This is a genomic window from Brevibacterium iodinum ATCC 49514 (assembly GCF_900169265.1).
In the GTDB taxonomy this organism is placed as follows: Bacteria; Actinomycetota; Actinomycetes; order Actinomycetales; family Brevibacteriaceae; genus Brevibacterium; species Brevibacterium iodinum.
Window position 1 is genome coordinate 495553 of record NZ_FXYX01000001.1, and the last position, 17485, is coordinate 513037.

10 protein-coding genes and 1 tRNA gene are annotated in these 17485 nt (G+C 66.3%); 3 read left to right on the forward strand and 8 right to left on the reverse strand.

The window, feature by feature from the left end; genetic code table 11:
* Positions 1 to 47: 47 nt before the first annotated feature.
* The gene (locus BI49514_RS02285; protein ID WP_101543862.1) at positions 48 to 1532 is read right to left on the reverse strand and encodes a CoA-acylating methylmalonate-semialdehyde dehydrogenase; all 1485 of its coding nucleotides are present in this window, start codon (positions 1530 to 1532) and stop codon (positions 48 to 50) included.
* A gap of 113 nt (positions 1533 to 1645) precedes the next feature.
* Here BI49514_RS02285 and BI49514_RS02290 point away from each other — a divergent pair, with 113 nt between their 5' ends.
* A complete protein-coding gene (locus BI49514_RS02290) occupies positions 1646 to 3361 on the forward strand; it encodes a PucR family transcriptional regulator (RefSeq protein ID WP_101543864.1) in 1716 nt (571 codons plus the stop codon).
* An 87-nt stretch (positions 3362 to 3448) separates the two neighbouring features.
* Here the strand turns inward: BI49514_RS02290 and BI49514_RS02295 are convergent, their stop codons facing one another.
* From BI49514_RS02295 to BI49514_RS02315, 5 genes are all read right to left on the reverse strand, one after another.
* A complete protein-coding gene (locus BI49514_RS02295; RefSeq protein ID WP_101543866.1) occupies positions 3449 to 4453 on the reverse strand; it encodes an Ldh family oxidoreductase in 1005 nt (334 codons plus the stop codon).
* A 156-nt stretch (positions 4454 to 4609) separates the two neighbouring features.
* Positions 4610 to 4759, reverse strand: a complete 150-nt coding sequence (locus BI49514_RS02300; RefSeq protein WP_101543867.1) for an FAD-dependent oxidoreductase — start codon at positions 4757 to 4759, stop codon at positions 4610 to 4612.
* 166 nt (positions 4760 to 4925) lie between these two features.
* On the reverse strand, positions 4926 to 5528 hold the full coding sequence (locus BI49514_RS02305; RefSeq protein ID WP_101543869.1) for an OmpA family protein: 603 nt from the start codon (positions 5526 to 5528) through the stop codon (positions 4926 to 4928).
* Positions 5525 to 6145 carry a hypothetical protein gene (locus BI49514_RS02310; protein ID WP_101543871.1) on the reverse strand — a complete coding sequence of 207 codons (621 nt, stop codon included), beginning with the start codon at positions 6143 to 6145 and terminating at the stop codon, positions 5525 to 5527. The genes BI49514_RS02305 and BI49514_RS02310 overlap by 4 nt, the downstream gene beginning before the upstream one ends.
* A 187-nt stretch (positions 6146 to 6332) precedes the next feature.
* Positions 6333 to 6421: transfer RNA gene (locus BI49514_RS02315), tRNA-Ser, on the reverse strand.
* Positions 6422 to 6796: 375 nt separating this feature from the next.
* On the opposite strand from BI49514_RS02315, the gene BI49514_RS02320 reads away from it, so the two are divergent.
* Complete coding sequence (locus BI49514_RS02320) at positions 6797 to 9319, forward strand: LCP family glycopolymer transferase (RefSeq protein ID WP_244195234.1); 2523 nt, start codon at positions 6797 to 6799, stop codon at positions 9317 to 9319.
* Entirely contained in the window at positions 9316 to 11664 is a 2349-nt protein-coding gene (locus BI49514_RS02325) for an FAD/NAD(P)-binding protein (RefSeq protein WP_101543872.1), read from the forward strand. The genes BI49514_RS02320 and BI49514_RS02325 overlap by 4 nt, the downstream gene beginning before the upstream one ends.
* Before the next feature lie 462 nt (positions 11665 to 12126).
* Here BI49514_RS02325 and BI49514_RS02330 read toward each other — a convergent pair whose 3' ends face one another.
* Positions 12127 to 14517 (reverse strand): YhgE/Pip family protein, encoded by a 2391-nt coding sequence (locus tag BI49514_RS02330; protein WP_101543874.1) that lies wholly within the window; start codon positions 14515 to 14517, stop codon positions 12127 to 12129.
* Positions 14514 to 17474, reverse strand: coding sequence for an MMPL family transporter (locus BI49514_RS02335; protein WP_101543875.1), 2961 nt, complete (start codon positions 17472 to 17474; stop codon positions 14514 to 14516). The genes BI49514_RS02330 and BI49514_RS02335 overlap by 4 nt, the downstream gene beginning before the upstream one ends.
* Between the last annotated feature and the right edge of the window lie 11 nt (positions 17475 to 17485).

Sequence of the window (17485 nt, forward strand, 5' to 3'; positions counted from 1 at the left end):
CATGGGCGTCCGCCCCCTGGTCGGGGTGGACGTCCGTGGTGGTCTGTTCAGTCGTTGGTCGGGAAGCCGAGGTTGAGTCCGCCGTGGCTGGGATCGAGCCAGCGGGAGGTGACGACCTTCCCACGGGTGAAGAAGTGGACGCCTTCGTCGCCGTAGGCGTGGGTGTCGCCGAACAGCGAGTTCTTCCACCCGCCGAAGGAGTAGTAGCCCACGGGCACGGGGATCGGGACGTTGATGCCGACCATGCCGACCTCAACTTCGTTCTCGTAGCGGCGGGCCGCTCCCCCGTCGTTGGTGAAGATCGCGGTGCCGTTGCCGTACGGGTTGGCGTTGATGAGGTCGAGGCCCTCGTCGTAGCCGGGGACGCGGACGACGCAGAGCACGGGGCCGAAGATCTCATCGGTGTAGATCGACATGTCCGTGGTCACGTCGTCGAACAGAGTCGGGTTGAGGAAGAACCCGTCGGCCGGGACGTTCTCCCGACCGTCGAGGACGACCGTCGCCCCCGCCTCGGCGCCGGCATCGATGTAGCCTGCGACCTTGTCGCGGTGGGCGGCGGTGACGAGCGGTCCCATGTCCGGCTCGGTCGCGCCGTCGCCCACGCGCAGGGTCGTGGTGCGTTCGGCGATATTCGCCACGAGCTCCTCGGCGATGGAGTCGACGGCGACGACCACGGAGATCGCCATGCAGCGCTCACCGGCTGCCCCGTAGCCGGCGTTGACGGCGGCGTCGGCGGCGAGGTCGAGGTCCGCGTCGGGCAGGACGAGCATGTGGTTCTTCGCTCCGCCGAAAGCCTGGACGCGTTTGCCGGCGGCCGTGCCGTTCTCGTAGACGTATTTTGCGATCGGGGTCGATCCGACGAAGGACACCGAGGCGACGTCGGGGCTCTCAAGGATCGTGTCGACGGCTTCCTTGTCGCCGTGGACGACGTTGAACACGCCGTCGGGCAGGCCCGCTTCCTTCCACAGCTCGGCGAGCCAGTTCGCGGCCGTCGGGTCCTTCTCGGAGGGCTTGAGCACGACGGTGTTGCCGGTCGCGATGGCGACGGGGAAGAACCACATCGGGACCATGGCCGGGAAGTTGAAGGGCGAGATGATCGCGGCGACGCCGATCGGCTGACGCAGGGAGTGTACGTCGAGTTTCGTCGACGCGTTCTCCGTATGACCGCCTCTCAGGTGGCCGGCGATGCCGCACGCGAATTCGACGACCTCCTGCCCGCGGGCGACCTCGCCGAGGGCGTCGGAGAGGACCTTGCCGTGTTCGGCGGTGATGATCTCCGCGAGCTCCTGCTTACGGGCGTTGAGCAGCTCGCGGAAGGAGAAGAGGATGGACGTCCGCCGTGACAGCGAGGTGTCGCGCCAGGCGGGGAAGGCGGCCGAGGCCGCGGCGATCGCCGATTCCACGGTCGCCTTCGATCCCAGGGCCACCTGGCCGCTGACGACTCCGGTGGCGGGGTTCGTGATGTCGCCGAGGCGGGTGTCGGTGTCCGCGGTGACGGTCTGTCCGTTGATCCAATGGGTCAGCGTTGCCATGAAGGGTCCTTCTGCGTCGTCGGTGCGTCGGTTGAGTCCATCCTCGGTCCGCCCTGCCGATCTCGGAAGTGTCAGGGTGTCAGAATCTTCGCCCTCGGCTTTACACTGTGTCAATGAACACTGCACGGGAGTCGAGCGGGGCATCGCTGAGCATCGCCGGTCTGCTCGAGTTCGAGGAGATCAAGGCTGCAGAGCCTGCGGTGCTTGCCGGCGAAGCAGTCCTCGACCGGGCGATCCGCTGGGTCCACATCGCCGATTCCGAGCATGTCGAGCGCTTCCTCGAAGGTGGGGAGCTCGTGCTCACCACGGCCACGACCTTTCGCCACCGCCCCGAGGCGATGTCAGAGTTCCTCGACCAGCTCGAGCGGGCGGCAGCGGCGGGCGCGATCATCGAACTCGTCGACGAGGACTCGGCCTTCGACGACGCGGCGGGCACGGTCGTGCAGGAGGCCGCTTCGGCGAGAGAGCTGCCCGTCGTGGTGCTCCCGCACCGAGTCAAGTTCGTGAAGATCACGGAGTTTGCCCATCGACGTCTCCTCGCGCAGCAGATCTCGCGGCTCGAACATGCCCGAGAGATCCACGAGACGTACACACAGCTGAGCCTCGATCGAGCCGAGGCACAGACGATCGTCGATCGTACGGCCGAGCTCTTGGGCACGGCGGTGGTCCTCGAGGATGTGTCCCATCGGGTTCTCGCCCATTCCGGCCGCGGTTCGCAGGCTCTCGCGCAGAAGCAGAAGTGGGTCGACCTCGTCAGCGGTGCGAGTACGACACCCGGCGGTCACGCGCCGTCGCAGTGGCGGCAGACGCCGGTGGGGCTGCGCTCTCGCCGGTGGGGCCGGCTCGTCGTGCCCGGCGCCGTCGAGTCCGTCGCCGATCTCGAGCAGGTCATCGAACGCGCGGGTGAAGCCCTGACGCTGATTCGGATGGCCGATCGCGATGAGCAGGATCTGCTGCTGCAGGCCCAAAGCGGCCTGATCCGAGAGATCACCGACTCGGAGGGCATCGACGAGCGTTCGGCACGGGAGCGCGCCCGCTCTCTGGGATTCACTCCTGCGGAAGGGGCCGAGCTCACCCCGGTGGTCGTCCGCATCGATCGTGAGGCCGACACCGATCCGACTCGGGTGCAGCTGCAGGAGCGCGGTCTGACGCAGGAGATCGCCTCTGCCGCCTCGCGCCTCAATCTGTGTCTGCTCATGACGAGCCTGCAGTCGGGTGTTTTCGGGTTCGTTCTGGGGCCCGGTCGCGGGAGAAGCCGACGATCGCAGCCGAGCCCGCGCGGTACGGAGGAAGCCGATGAACGGCTCACCCGTCTGCTCGCCGAGCTCGAGGGGCTTGCTTCGAGCTGGGTGGTCGGGGTCGGCCGCGGCAGCACTACTCTGCTTCGCGCTGTCGCCGGTCTCGAAGCAGCCTCTCACGTCGCCGAGGTTGCGTCGACGCTGGATGTGCGCGAGCGTGCGTTCTACCGCTCCTCGGACGTGCGCATCCGCGGGCTGCTGTCTCTGCTGGCCGAGGACTCGCGGCTGCGTGCCTTCGCCGAGGGAGAGCTGGGGCCGCTGCTCGGCGAATCGACGCGTAATGACCGGCGGGGAGACGGCGTTCTGCCATCCGCTGCGGACGCCGCAGACGACGGACTTCTCGACTTCCTCGAGCTCTACCTTTCCCATGGCGGCAACAAGTCGGCGATGGCGCGGGCCGGGCACCTGTCCCGACCCGCGCTCTACTCACGGATCAATCGTCTGCAGGACCGCCTCGGCGTCTCGCTCGACGATGCGGAGTCACGCACGGCATTGCACGTGGCGCTGCTGTGGTGGCGGATGTACGGCTGAGGACCGTACTCAACGGAGTCGACGACTCCTGCCAGCGGGGTCGTGTGCCGTTCGGGACAGAGCAGGCTTCGGTCGGTCGACGACAATTCAATCGAACAGGGAGCGAATCGAGTCGGTGATTGGGATTCCGCGTTCGGCCGCCGCTGCGCGATTGGCGTAGCGACGGTCACCGGGCTGACGATCCATACCTGCGTCGCGGAGCATGTCGACGAATTCGCGGACTCGCCCCAGGTAGGCGTCGTTGCCGCCGCGCTCTGGGTCGATGACGATGAAGAGCTGGCCGGTGCGGAAGGTGTGGGCACCGTCTGGAGCCTCCGCGTCGATCTCATAGGTGAAAGCGCCGCCGGTCAGTCCTGCAGCCAGTGTTTCGATCATGAATGACAGCAGCGCACCTTTGTGACCGCCGACGGGACGGATGCCGCCGCCATCGAGGATCGCATTCGGGTCCGTGGTGTCCGCGCCGGTCGAGTCGACTCCGGTTCCGACCGCAACCTCCCGCCCCTCGGCCCGCAGCAGCTGCAGATCTCCATGGGACATCGACGATGTGGAGAAGTCGAAGACGATCGGGTCCGCGTCAGCCACAGGAGTGGCGAAGCCGAACGGATTGGTACTGAAGACCGGACAGGTGGCTCCCTCGGGGACGACGGCGAGCTTACCGCTGGCAATCATCCCCATCGCCACCCGACCGTCGCGCGCAAAGGCCTCGAGGTCGGGCCACAGGGCACTGAAGTGATGGGTATTGCGCAGAGCGATGACGGCGACACCGGTGTCGTCGAGCGCCTGGTCGACCACCGGCCCCGCCTCGGCGAGTGCGGGTTGGGCGAAGCCGTTGTGACCGTCGATGCGGATATAGGAAGGGCCGACTACGTCGACGCTCGCTTCTGTGGTCCCATCTGCCCAACCGCGGGTCAGCGAATCGAGGTATCCGGCCACGCGAAAGACTCCGTGGCTGAGAGTGCCGTCGCGTTCACAAGTGGCGCAGTTGGTCGCCAGCACTTTCGCAACCGCCGAGGAGGCTCCTGCGGCAGTGATCTTGGTTTCGATCGCCGAGACAAGATCATCGAAAGAGATGCAGTCGGGTTCGTTCGTCATTGTGCGCTCCTCGTGTGCAGCGAATCGTGTCGGCTTCGACCATTGCCCGTGATCAGCAGACTACCGCTCGAACAGTCTTCGATCTTGCCCCGCCATATCCGGTGTCGACCCGCAGCTCGGTGACCGGTTCGCTGACATCGACGGACCCCGACTCGATCAGTTGATCCGCAGTCCCGCGGCGTTCCCGTGCGAGGCGCCCGCACCGCAGCGGGCAGTCTCGATGACTCCGACATCGTGTCCGCTCAGCGCCAGTTCGTAAGCGCTGGTCAGCCCGACCACGCCGCCTCCGATGATGACTGTCTTCATTGGGTTGCCCTCCGTTGGTCCCCGAATCGGCGGTTTCGCCACCGGATCAGGGCCGACGTCACCGAAGTTGCCTCATGTATGACCATCTATCCAAAGAGACGCTATGCAGTGCTGTCAGGTTCGTCAATGGTCTCAGCCACTCTTCCCGAACAGCCCAAGATCAGGCTCAGTCTTCGTAGCGGATTTCGACGCGGCGGTTCTTCGCCCGTCCCTCGGGGTCGTCCTTACCGTTCTTCTCGTTCGACACGACGGGCTCGGACTCGCCGAAACCCTTTGCCGTCACGTCAAGGTCCGAGTTCGCCGAGGTGAGCACCTCGGCGACGGCCTTCGCGCGATCTTCGGAGAGCTTCTTGTTGTAGTCGTCTTCGCCCTTGGAGTCCGTATGCCCGCCGACAGTGATCTCGGAATCGGTCGGCAGATCCTTGACGAGGTCCTTGATCTTCTTCTTCGCTGTGTCGCTCAGTTCGGACGAGTCGAAGTCGAAGAGGATATCGGTGTCGAGCGTGACCACGGTGTTGCCGCCGCTGGCCTTCGTCGTTTCGACATCCTCGATGCCTTTACCCAGATCATAGATCTCCGGTTCGAGTTCGACGATGCTCTCGTCGATCTGCGACTGGTCGGGATCGGTGAAGTCCTCCGGCGTCGGGGTAACGCGATTGGCGATGTCCTGCGAAGTCACGGAGTCTGCGAACGCGAATGCGGGTGGGCCGGCGACGACGAGGCCCGCCGCAAGGATCACCGCTGCAGGACCGGCGGCTGCCGGCTTCACGAGATCTTCACTCCGGTGGCGAGGTTCATTCCGTCGACGACGGAGACCTCGACTTCGTCGACGTCCGGTGGCGGAGCGGCGAAGACTGCGAACGCGTAGTGAGTCTGACCGGGTTTGAACTTCGTGCTCTGGTAGGAAGTCTGCGCTCGCTGTGGGAACTTATCCAAGACGTTGTGTTTGCGCAGGTTCCGTGAGTCGACGAGGAAAGGATTCCAACTTGCATCGCCGAGGTATCCGTAGAGATCGTCGCCGTCGTCGTCCTCGTCGGTCTTGTCCGAGTTCACGGTGAACGCGAACTGCGCCACGACAGTCTCGCCTTGACGCTTCAGAGGAAACAGCTCGACAGTCATCGTCGCTTTCTCGTCGCCCTCAACGGCGGCGGGAATCTCCTGGGAGGCGACCGGATCGGGAAGATCATCCGGGTCGAGGCCGGCCGCCTCGGCAGATCCGGATTCACCCTTCGAATCTGCGGCCTCACCGGGCTCCTGCGCGGCACCTTGGGTTTCGGCGCGCTCAGCGTTCGGTTCCTCTGTGTCATCTCCGGACGAGCAGGCGGTCAGGGTCACCGCCAGGGCGGCGGCAGCAGCGGACAGAGCTGTCCTGCGGATCAGGGGCATAGCGATGGGAGTTCTCCTCAGTACTCGCCGGAGCAGCATCTCTGCTGGTGAGCTCCGGTGGCGCGGGGCGGACGCGGACCAACTTACCCCGGACAGGTGAACTTTCACTACATCGAACGTAAGTCGAGACGAACAGAAACGCAGAACCCCTGCGACCTGATCCAGATCGCAGGGGTTCTGCCAAACGCGGAGCCGGTGGGATTTGAACCCACGGTCCCCCTATTGGAGGACTTCACCTTAGCAGGGTGACGCTTTCGGCCGCTCAGCCACGACTCCATCCGCAGTGCTGCGATCCGCTTCGGCGAAATGCACACCGACAGACCCTCCAGCACTACGGGATACAGCCTAAGGGAAAGGAGCCATCCAGGGCAAAGCGCAACCGCGGAGAGTGGGCTTCGTCATAGTCGAACCGACCCGTGACGGGCGCGAATCCGGGCCGAACGTCCCCTTTGTACCGCTCCCCCACACCGGAATTCCAGCATTCATCAATGTGCAGGCGTAAAATCGGCGTGATGTGCTTTGCGGTCTGGTCTCAGATCCTCGCAGAAACACCGGTCGGAAATCCGATGGCCGTGGTGTGCCCTGCGCCGGAGACGAGAACGGCGAGCGGGCCGTATTGCACGAGCAGACAGTTTTTGAGGAGTAGACAACTTGCCAGAGTTTCCCCCTGACAAGCGCGGACCGCATGGGAGCGACCCCGATTCCCAGACAACAGGTCGTCGGCTCCGGGCCTCCGCTCGCCCCCGGTTCCGCGGCGACACCGCCGCCAGCGAAAGCGACTCGACACCGCAGTCGAGCTTGCCGCAGCAGAACTCTCGGCAGTCCGAGCCTCGCCGCTCGGACTCCCAGCGCCGTGACTCCCGACAACTGCCGGCCTCGGCGGCGAATCCCCGCCGGTCCCGCACGAAATCGGACCAGAACTCGGACCAGAATTCCGGTCAGGACTCCAAACGGTCCGCCGATGCCCGATCCGACTATTCGTTCCGCACAAGCTCCCGTGGATCGGGAGATCAGTCGGACAACCGACTCGGCGACAGCACCCGTGATGCAGGAACTTCGTCCCGCTCGCCGCATGCACCGCCTCCGCGCCCGGTCGCCCCGCGCACTCGCCGCGAAGCCCGCATGCTGCGTGCAGCCGCGGCCAGCGGAGCCTCTGCGGCCGGAGTCGCCGCGGCAGCAAGCTCGAATACACCGGATGATCCGGGCGCCGGCTCACGGCGCGGCCCTGCTCACGATGCCCCGCGCACGTTCGCACGGGACGAATCGGCCGCCTCAGCGAGGGATTCCCACGATTTCGACCACACGGACAACGACGCCGATACGGACTCCGCTCCGACCACACGCCGCGACGCCCGTGAGCGGCACGCGGCCGAATCCCGAGGCCGGGGCCGCAAGAAGTCATCCGCCACACGGGGCGCGCGCAGCGCCGCGGCCGCAGCAGCGGTCGGTGCGGGCGGCACTGCGGCAGCAACCGGAGCATCGTCTGCCGCGAGAGGAGGCGACGACAACGGCTCCGCCCACGACGAGAAGTCGACCGGTCACGGACCGGGACGGGCCCGCCGCCATTCCTCCCGCCTCGGCGAATCGTTCCCCAGCCTCGTCGGCTGGACCTCTCTGAGCACCCTTCTGCCCGGTGTCGGACTGCTGCACACACGCTTCCGGCCCGCCGGACTCATCGTCTTCGGTCTCTTCGTCCTCACTCTGCTCGTCGGGCTCGTCTATCTGCTGGTCAAGGGACCGGTGCGTGCGGTCGCCACGATCGTCGCCAGTCCCTCGCTGCTGAACTTCCTCGCCATCGCCGCCGTGCTCGTGGCCGTGATCTGGATCCTCGTGATGGTCGTGTCTCACCTCGGGCTGCGCCGCGGGCACCGATACCGGCCCTGGCAGAACAAGATGGCCGGCGTCCTCGTCGTCTCCCTCGCCCTCATCATCGGCATTCCGCTCGGCGTCGGCTCGGTCTTCGCCCGCGTGCAGTCCGACACGGTCGCCAGCCTCTTCGGCGACAGTACGGGCAAATCCCACAGCGCCGAAGAACTCTGGGCCGACAAGCCCTATATCAACGTCTTCCTCATGGGCCGCGACAACGGCGACGATCGTGAGGGCACCCGCCCGGATACGATGCTCGTGGCCTCCATCGACACGAAGACCGGCAACGCCGCGCTCATCTCCGTGCCCCGTAACCTCGCGTTCCCGGTCTTCCCCGAAGGCAGCGAACTCGAAAAGGCGTGGCCCGACGGATTCCGCCCCTCCGGTGACTCGTCCGAGGACCTCATCAACGCCGTATGGCAGTGGGGCGAACAGAACCCCGACAAGATCGGAAACCCGCACGGACTCGAACCGGGCATGTGGGCGACGATGCAGGCCGTCGAAGGCTCCTTGGGACTCAAGCTCGACTATTGGTCTTCGGTCGACATGGCCGGATTCGAGGACGTCGTCGACGCCATCGGCGGAGTGAAGATCGACGTCGAACGCCCGATCCCGATGGGCGGCGGAAAATCGATGTCGGGAGTGAAGAACGAGGTCTACGGCTGGGTCGATCCGGGCCCGCAGACGCTCAAGGGCAAGGACGCACTCTGGTACGTCCGCTCCCGTGAAGGCAGCGACAACTACGACCGCATGTGCCGTCAGCAGCGGATGCTCAAGACCACTCTCGAGCAGATCGACCCGCAGGAGATCGCCACGGCCTATCCGAAGCTCGCGAACTCCGCGACACGGAACATCGCCACGTCGATCCCACAGAACGAGATCCCGGCCTTCATCGAACTCGCCATGATGATGCAGAAGGGCGACGTCACCACAGTCCAGATCAACAATGACGTCACCCCGACCTACGACCCCGATTACGATGTGCTCCACAAGTGGATCCTCGGCGAAGTCAAGGGAGCGTCCGACGGCGAGGAGACACCGAAGCCGACGAACGACGGCAGCAAGTCCCAGGAATCCGAGGACAGCACGGACTCGACCGAGGACAGCACCGAAGACACCGCCACCGATGAACCAGCCGATTCCGCGGATGGATCCACAGATGAGGCCGGCGCCGAGGCGGACGCCACCGAAGCGGCAACGCCGGGTGAGCCCAACGCCGAAGGCAAGTGCTACCCGAAGGGCTTCAAGCCCGGTGACGACTTCCCCGGCTACCCCGGGCCCAACGGCGGAACCGGCGAGCAGGGGTGAGTCAGGACCGACAGACTCCCGTCCCCGCGGTCGCGATCATCGGTGTCGGACCGCGGGGTCTCACGGTTCTTGAGAGGCTCGTGGCGCTGGCGGCGAAGCGCTTCGCCGGCACCGTCGGCGCGTCCCGCAGCGCGGCTGACGCCACCACCGAGACCGCGCTGACCATCCACCTCATCGACCCGTACCCGCCCGGCGCGGGAATCGTGTGGCGCACCGACCAACCCGAGTCTCTGCTGATGAACACCACCATCGCCGAGCAGACCGTCTTCCCCGACTCCAGCTGCAGCTTCCTCGGCCCCGACGAAGCACCAACCGGACCGTCCATGGCCGAGTGGTACCTTGCCAACGGCGGCACCGAACCGCTGCACTCGACCTTCCCCAGCCGCAGCCTCTACGGCCGCTACCTCCGCGACGCCTACCAGCGCATCCGCGAAGGCGCACCGGACTTCATCGAGATCGTCGAACACTCGACGAAGGCCGAATCCGTCATCGACCTGCCCGCGATGGACCTCCCCCGATCGGTGGCAGAGAGTTCACGAGCCACTGTCCTCGAGCAGCTCGTGCGCTGCCAGAACGGCACGACGATCGTCGCCAGCGCCGTCGTGCTCGCCGTCGGTCACATCCCCAGCGCCCAGCCGGAGGAGCGCGCCCGGCTCGCCGCTTTCGCCGAGCTGTGCGGCGGTCTCTACCTGCCGCAGGGGCTGCCTGCGGAAACCCCTGTCACCGAGGTGGCCCCCGGTGAGCGGGTCATCGTCCGCGGCATGGGGCTCAACTACTTCGACCTGCAGACCCTGTTCACTCATGAGCGCGGAGGCCGGTTCGAACCCGAATCCGGCGGCCGGCTGCGCTATGTGCCCAGCGGCGACGAACCGCGCCTGGCGCTGGGATCACGACGCGGAATCCCGTATCGCAGCAAACCGATCTGTCGCGAACATCCTCGGCGGGATTGGCCGCTGCGGTACTTCACGAAGGACAACATCGCGCTCCTCGCGGGCCTCGAGAACCTCGACGGGGAGCGCAAGGCCGGTGCCCGGTTCAATGATCAGCTGTGGCCGCTCATCCTCGCCGACCTGCGTCTGGCGTACTATCACACGCTCTCCCAGGTCCGTCCCGAAGCGTTCGCCGATGATCCCGGCCAGCTGCGCGAGGCCATCGGCGAGGCGGTCTCACGCCACCTGACCCGCCGCACCTGGCAGGAGACCCATCCGCAGTCGGGCGAAGTCGGTGCTGGCGAGGCTCGGACGGCTGCGTCCGCTCGCGCTGCGGCAAGCGCCACGGCCGCGACCAGCGCTGCACGAACGACCAGCGCCACGACCACGTCCAGCGCTGCACGAGCAGCCAGCGCCACTACCACCGAGGATGCCGCCCGTCCAGGCCGCGTCACCCGCGAGGCCTTCGCCTGGTCGGAGATCGAAGAGGCACTCGTGCCCGATCCCGCCGACCGCATGTCACTGCACACCCTGCTCAACCCGCTCGAAGGCGAGCTCTTCACCAGCCGTGAGCCGGGCGAGGCAGGTTCTCTGCACGAATGGATGCTCGACTTCCTGCGCACCGACCTGCGCAGCTCTCTGGCAGGTCCGACCGGCAGCCCGGAGAAGGCGCTCTTCACCGTGCTGTGGCAGTCCCGCCTGCTGCTCAAGGAGCTCATCGTCGCAGGCCATATCGACCGCGTGAGCATCGACATGGAGATCCTCGGCTGGTTCGAGGGCTTCGTCTCCGGCATCTGCGATGGACCTCCTCCGCAGCGGATCGCCGAACTCATCGCCCTCGCTGAGGCGGGAATCGTGTCCTTCATCGGTCCCGATATGCGCATCGAAGAGAGCCCTGACGCTCTCCGCGAGGTTGAGGAGGCGCCCGAAGCTGAAGCAGAGAACACAAGTTCCGGCATCGCCGCACGGCCGGACAGGGTCGAGGGCCCCACTGCCGAAGCGCAGGGCCTCACAAATGAGGCGCAGGGGCCACGGCCGGAGATCTTCACGGTGACCTCGGCGCAGGCCGCCGGAGCGATCACGGGCAGCGTCGTCATCGATGCCGCGTCCCCGACGAACTCCGTCTCGCGCGCAGCCGATGTCCTGCTGTACGGGATGCTTGAACGCGGTCAGCTCACCGCGGCCCGCCTGACCTTGGACGACGGTCGAGAGAAATTCCTCAACGGACTCGCGCTCACGTCTCGGCCGTACCGCACGATCGATGTCGAGGGCAACGTCCACCCGCGCCGGTTCGCTCTGTCGATCCAGCTGTCGTCGAAGCAGTGGGGCCTCGCAATCGCCGCCAATCCGGGCACGAACGCGGCCACGCTCAATGACTCGCACGCCGCCGCCGAGGCGATCCTCGACCTCCTCTGAGACCCCGCAGGCTCTCCCCGGAGGCCAATCGCCACGAACTCTCGGTCCACCCGCGACCCAGCGGACGCCGACGACTCAGTTCGGCCAGCGCCCCACACCACCCGCGGCAGTTGCCGAACTCCACGCCGCACAATGCACGAGGCCAGGTTCGATACACCCTGCTCTGTAATGCACAGGGAGGAAAGTGAGCATTTCAGAAATGGGTGTCCCGAAACGGACTCGAGGGCCGAGCACCGAACGCGAACAGCCCAGTCTAGAGTGAATGGCCCTGATTCAAACATGGGCTATTCAACTCGGACTGGGCTGTTCGCAGAGGCGACGTGATGCGGCGTGTTGCGACGTGAGGCGGCGCGCTGGACCGCGCAGAGGCGACGAGATGCGACGCGTTGCGCTGGGCCGTTTGCACGCGGGCGAGGCGCTCCCGGGCGAGGGAGCGCCAGGCGCCGCGGCCACGAAGCGCGCCTACGCCATTTCGAGGGCGGCTTCGGGCTTCGTGGTCCGTGCCCGGACGATGGCCAGCAGCGACATCACGATGCCGATGACCGCCCAGGCCAGCAGTCCGCCGTACGCGGCAGCCTGCCCGCTGGTGCCCGCGGCGATCGCTGCGAAGCCGTTCATCGACGGAGTCAGCGGCAGGATCGGTGCGACGAAGTCGAAGAACTGCGGCACCGCGCCGATCGTCCGACCCGCCACGGCCAGCACCACGGCGATGACAGACAGGAATCGGCCCACTCCCCCGAACCACGCCACGAGCGCGAAGTTCAAGGTCATGAACACGATCGCTGAGACGAACGTGAGCACGGCGATGTCGAAGCCCTGGATCGCGTCGATGTCCATCACGGTGACCGCGAGGATCGAGAGCACGAGCGCTTGCAGCACGCCGACGACGAGGCCGGGCAGCAGTCCGCGCGCCCACACGGCGAGCGAGGACTTCGTCGAGAGCAGAGCCCATGCCGGGATCGGCTTGAGCACTGTATAGGTCACGAGTCCGCCGATCCACAGGGCCAGCATGATGAGCAGGGCGATCGTCGATCCCGCCAGCACATCCGTGACGCTGTCCGTGTCCGGCGATGCGATATTCGCCGAGGCGACCTTGGCCAAGCGGTCACGTTCCGGAGCCGTGTAGGACGGCACTTCGTCCGCACCGTCCTTGACGCCGTCGGCGAACTTGCTCACGCCCTTCGCGTACTTGCCCGTACCCTCATCGAGCTTATCGAGGCCCGCTGAGAGTTCGGAGGTGCCGGTTGCTGCCTCGGAGACGCCGTCGGTGTACTTGCCGACGCCGGTGCTGTATTCGCTCAGCCCGTCGCTGAGCTGACCGGCACCGTCGGAGAGCTCCGAGGAACCGTCGGCGACCTTGCCGATGCCCTTGGACAGGGCCGGCATACCGTCGGCGAGCTGCTGGTTGCCGTCGGCGACCCCGGCCGCACCGTCGCGCAGCCCCTTCGAGGCTTCGAGGAGCTTCGGAGCGTTCTTCGAGATGTCCTCCATGCCCTTCGTCAGCTCACCGAGGCCGTCCTCGAGTCCCTTGACGAACTTGGTCACACCGTCGGAAAGTTCCGAAGCACCCTTGGCGAGTTCATCGGACCCGCCGAGGAGGGACGAGCCGTTCTGCTCCTGCTCGAGCCCGTCGACGGCCTGGTTCAGACCACCAGATGTGCCGTTGAGCAGCCCCTGAGCATAGGCCTGCTCGATGCCCTGGCAGACCTGATCGGGAGTGCCGGTCGGGCACATCTCGGCCCGTGCCTGATCGGCCTCGGCCCTGGTCATGATGCCGGCAGCCACGAGCGCGTCGAGATCAGGCTTCGTCCCGGCCAGCTGATCGGCCTTGTCGGCGCCCTCTTTCAGACCGTCGCGGTACTGGTGCAGCCCGTCGGAGAGGCCCGAGGCGCCATTGGACACACCGTCGGCGCCCTTCTCGAGCTCCTTACCGCCCTTTGTGATGTCACCGAGACCGCTTTCACCCGAGTCTCCGGACCCGGCGAAGCCCTTGATGATCTCGTCGATGGACTTCGTGTACTCGTCGACGCCGTCGGAGAGCTCACCGGAGCCGTCAGCCAGCTTCTGCGTGCTCTCGGGCAGCTTCGAGGTCTCCTTGTCGAGTTCGTTCAGCCCCCCGGACATCTCCGAGGCACCCTTGGACAGTTCGCCGGCGCCCTTCGACAGCTCCGTGGCTCCGGACTTGAGCTCGCCGCCGGACGTGCCGAGCTGGTCCATGCCCTTGGAGAGTTCACCGGCGCCTTCAGCCGACTGCCCGGTGCCTTCCTTGAGGCCTTTCGCACCCTTGTCGAGTTCCCCGGCGGCGTCGCCGAGGTCCTTCATCTGGTCGCCCATCTTGTTGAACCCGACGTAGATGTTGTCGAGGTAGGTCTCGGTCATCTGCGTGTTGAAGGTCGTCCGCGCCACCTCGGCGACGGATCGGGAGATCTGCGTATCGAGCGCCGGAGCGGTGCCTGAGACGTCGACGTCGAGCTGCGTCTGCGTCGCCGACTTCGCATCATCGACCGAGGTCACGGCGCGGGAGAAGCCTTCGGGGATCGTCAGCTTCGCGGCGTAGGTGCCGTCGGACAGCCCGTTCTTCGCATCCTCTTCGTCGGTGATGACCCAGTGGATGTTGTTCTCGTCCTCGCCCACCAGACCGCTGGTCAGCTGTCGCCCGATCGGCACGGTCTTGCCGTCGACCTTCGCCCCGTCGTCGTTGTTGACGATGGCCGCCTCGATGGTCTCGAGACGATCGCCGCTCTTCCACGTGGCGAGGATGAAACCGGCCGCCACGATGATCGGGATGAGGACCAGGCCGAGGAGGGAGAGCCAGTTCACCGGCTTCTTCGAGTTCGCACGTTCGAGTCTCACGACTGCACACCTTCCATGTTGGTGCTGTCGACGGCGTGGGTGTGTTCGCCGTCGGATTCGCTGTCGGTTCCGCCCCGCTCATCGGGTCGAGCCTCGTCGAGGTCGAGGTGGAAGTAGTTCGTTTCGGGATCGAAGATCCCGGTCACATCCCCGTCGGGCAGGCCGAGGATCACGGTGGTGCCTTCGGCGACGAGCTGCGGCAGCAGATCGCGCAGGTTCCGTGCCGGTCCGTCCGATTCCCGTGCTCCGGCCGCGAGCTTCTCCGCCCCGTCGATGACGAGCAGATCTGGCGCCGAGGCGGCCATCCGAGAGATGTCGCGCGGACTGATCATCCGGTCGGCTTCACCCCGGTTGAGGTCGAGGTAGGGAACCTGACGGCGGACCCGTCCGGCGTGTTCGGGCAGAACGTTCTGGCCGATCTTCATCTCCCCAGCCGTGAGTCCGGCGCGCCCGGACACGGCGAGCAGAAGAGCCCGGCGGGAATCGCCGCTGGCGACGAGGATCTGACCGGGCAGCAGGGAGATGTCGACGCGGGCGAAGCCGCGGTCCCCGGAGTACACGCCGATCCCACGTCCGTAGACCCGGTAGTCCGAGTTCGGTTCGGGCCAGTCGCGCAGGGCCACTTCGTGGGCGAGGCCCTCTCCTTCGACGTCGAGGCGCGGCAGGATTCGATCGAGCCACTTCGGCAGCCACCAGGCCTTGTCGCCGAGCAGCTGCATGATCGCCGGCACCAGCGACATGCGCACGAGGAAGGCGTCCACGAAGATGCCGGCGGCCAAGGCGAGCGCGATCGACTTGATGATCGGTTCGCCGGCGGGCACGAAGGCCGCGAAGACGGAGAACATGATGATCGCTGCGGCGGAGACGACGCGGGCTGAGGAGGCGAATCCGGCCCTGATGGCGTCCTTGGCCGAGGAGCCGTGGACATAGGCTTCGCGCATGCCCGAGACGAGGAACACCTCGTAGTCCATCGCGAGGCCGAAGAGGATGCCCATGACGATGATCGGCAGGAAGCTGATGACCGGGCCCGTCCCGTCGATGCCCAAGGGGCCGGCGAAGAGTCCGTCGTGGAAGACGAGGACGACCGTGCCGAAGGAGGCGAAGACGGAGAGGAGGAACCCGCCGGTGGCCTTGATCGGCACCGCCACGGATCGGAAGACCATCATGAGCAGGATGATGGAGAGTCCGACGACGAAGATGCCGAAGGGCACCAGAGCCTTGCCGAGCTGGTCGGAGACGTCGATCTGGATCGCGGTGGCCCCGGTGACGGCGGTGTCGAAGTCGAAGTCGTCCTCGATCTCCGTGCTGAGGTCCCGCAGCCGATCCACAGTATCGAGGGTCGCCGGGTCGTCGGAGGCGGTGGTCGGAATGATCTGGAAGAGCCCGACGGTCGCGTCCCGGTTCGGGGTGGCCATGATGACCTGCTCGACGCCGTCGACCTTCTCGATGCGCTTCTCGATCTCCTCGACGTCTCCGAGCGGATCATCGCTGGTCACGATCTGGCTGGTCATGACCAGGGGGCCGTTGTAGCCGGGCCCGAAGTGCTCGTCGATGAGGTCGTAGGTCCCCCGCGCCGGGGTGCCCTGCTCCTGGTCGCCTGCAGTGGGCAGGGACAGCTGGAGCTGGGTGGCGGGGATCGCGAAGAGCGCGAGGCCGCCGACGATGACGACGATCGTCAGCAGCGGGATCTTCGTGACGACCTTGAGCCACCCGGCGAAGAACTTGTTCATGATCGTCGGCGGGTACGGGTCGCCGCCCTCGGCGCGCGCCTCGTCGGCGATCCTCTCCCGCAGTGCCGGGTCGGCCGCCTCGGCGGGGGTCCCTGTGGAACCGTCGTCTGCCTCGGTGCCGGTCGATGATCCCTTCGCCGAGGCGGTCGTGCCCGTCGTCGCCCGCTGAGCGGCCGCGGCATAGGCCCTCCGGTAGCGCTTCGTCGGCTTCGGGGTGATCTTGGACTTCACGAGTCCCAGCAGGGCGGGGACCATCGTAAGAGAGATCATCACGGCCACGGCGACGGAGCCGGAGGCCCCGATTCCCATGATCGTGAGGAACGGGATTCCGGCCAGGGACAGGCCGAGGAGCGCGATCATCACGGTCATGCCCGCGAACACGACGGCGGACCCGGCCGTCGCGACGGCGCGCCCGGCCGCCTCGACGGGGTCGTGGCCTTCAGCGAGAAGGTCGCGGGCGCGGGAGACGATGAAGAGTGCGTAGTCGATGCCCACGGCCAGGCCGAGCATGAGCGCGAGCATGATCGAGGAGGAGTTGATCGTCGCGAACGCGGTGGCCCCGACGATGAGCAGCACGGAGATGCCGACGCCGATGAGCGCGGTGATCAGCGGCATTCCCGCGGCGCGGAAGGACCCGAGGGTGAGCAGGAGGACGATGAAGGCGATGACGACGCCGATGCCTTCGACCCAGGAGATCTCGACACCGGTGATCTGGAAGAGCTCACCGCCGCCCTCGACCTGCGCTCCGGGCAGGGCGTCGCGCAGCGGGTCGAGGGCGTCGATGAGTTGGTCGCCGGCGTCTTCCCCGACGTCCTGCTGAGTGCCGGCGTACTGGACGGAGATCATCGCCGCCGTCTCGTCCTTGCTGATGGCGCCCTCGACAAGGTCGGAGTACGGGGAGGTAACCGTGTCGACGTGCGGGAGGTCCTCGATGCGGTCGATCTCGTCTTCGATCGCGTCCTTGTACTTCTCGTCCTCGACCGAATCGCCGTCAGCGGCGACGACGATCACCGAGGCGGAGACGCCGGCGGCTTCGGGGAACGTCGACTTCATCGAGTCGAGAGCGATCTGCGCCTCCGAACCCGGGAGCGTGAAGTCGTTGTCGAAGTCCTTGGAGAAGGCGGCGACTCCGGCTCCGACGAGGACGAAGATCAGCAGCCACACGGCGATGAATCGCCAGGGGGTCCGATACGCACGACGCCCCAGGGCGTAGAGGAAAGTTGACACGAAAACCTCGA

Bases quoted from the DNA above. Each gene is read 5' to 3' on its own strand.
- BI49514_RS02300 (WP_101543867.1), bottom strand. From the start codon at position 4,759: ATGAAGACAGTCATCATCGGAGGCGGCGTGGTCGGGCTGACCAGCGCT.
- BI49514_RS02310 (WP_101543871.1), bottom strand. From the start codon at position 6,145: ATGCCCCTGATCCGCAGGACAGCTCTGTCCGCTGCTGCCGCCGCCCTG.
- BI49514_RS02295 (WP_101543866.1), bottom strand. From the start codon at position 4,453: ATGACGAACGAACCCGACTGCATCTCTTTCGATGATCTTGTCTCGGCG.
- BI49514_RS02290 (WP_101543864.1), top strand. From the start codon at position 1,646: ATGAACACTGCACGGGAGTCGAGCGGGGCATCGCTGAGCATCGCCGGT.
- BI49514_RS02285 (WP_101543862.1), bottom strand. From the start codon at position 1,532: ATGGCAACGCTGACCCATTGGATCAACGGACAGACCGTCACCGCGGAC.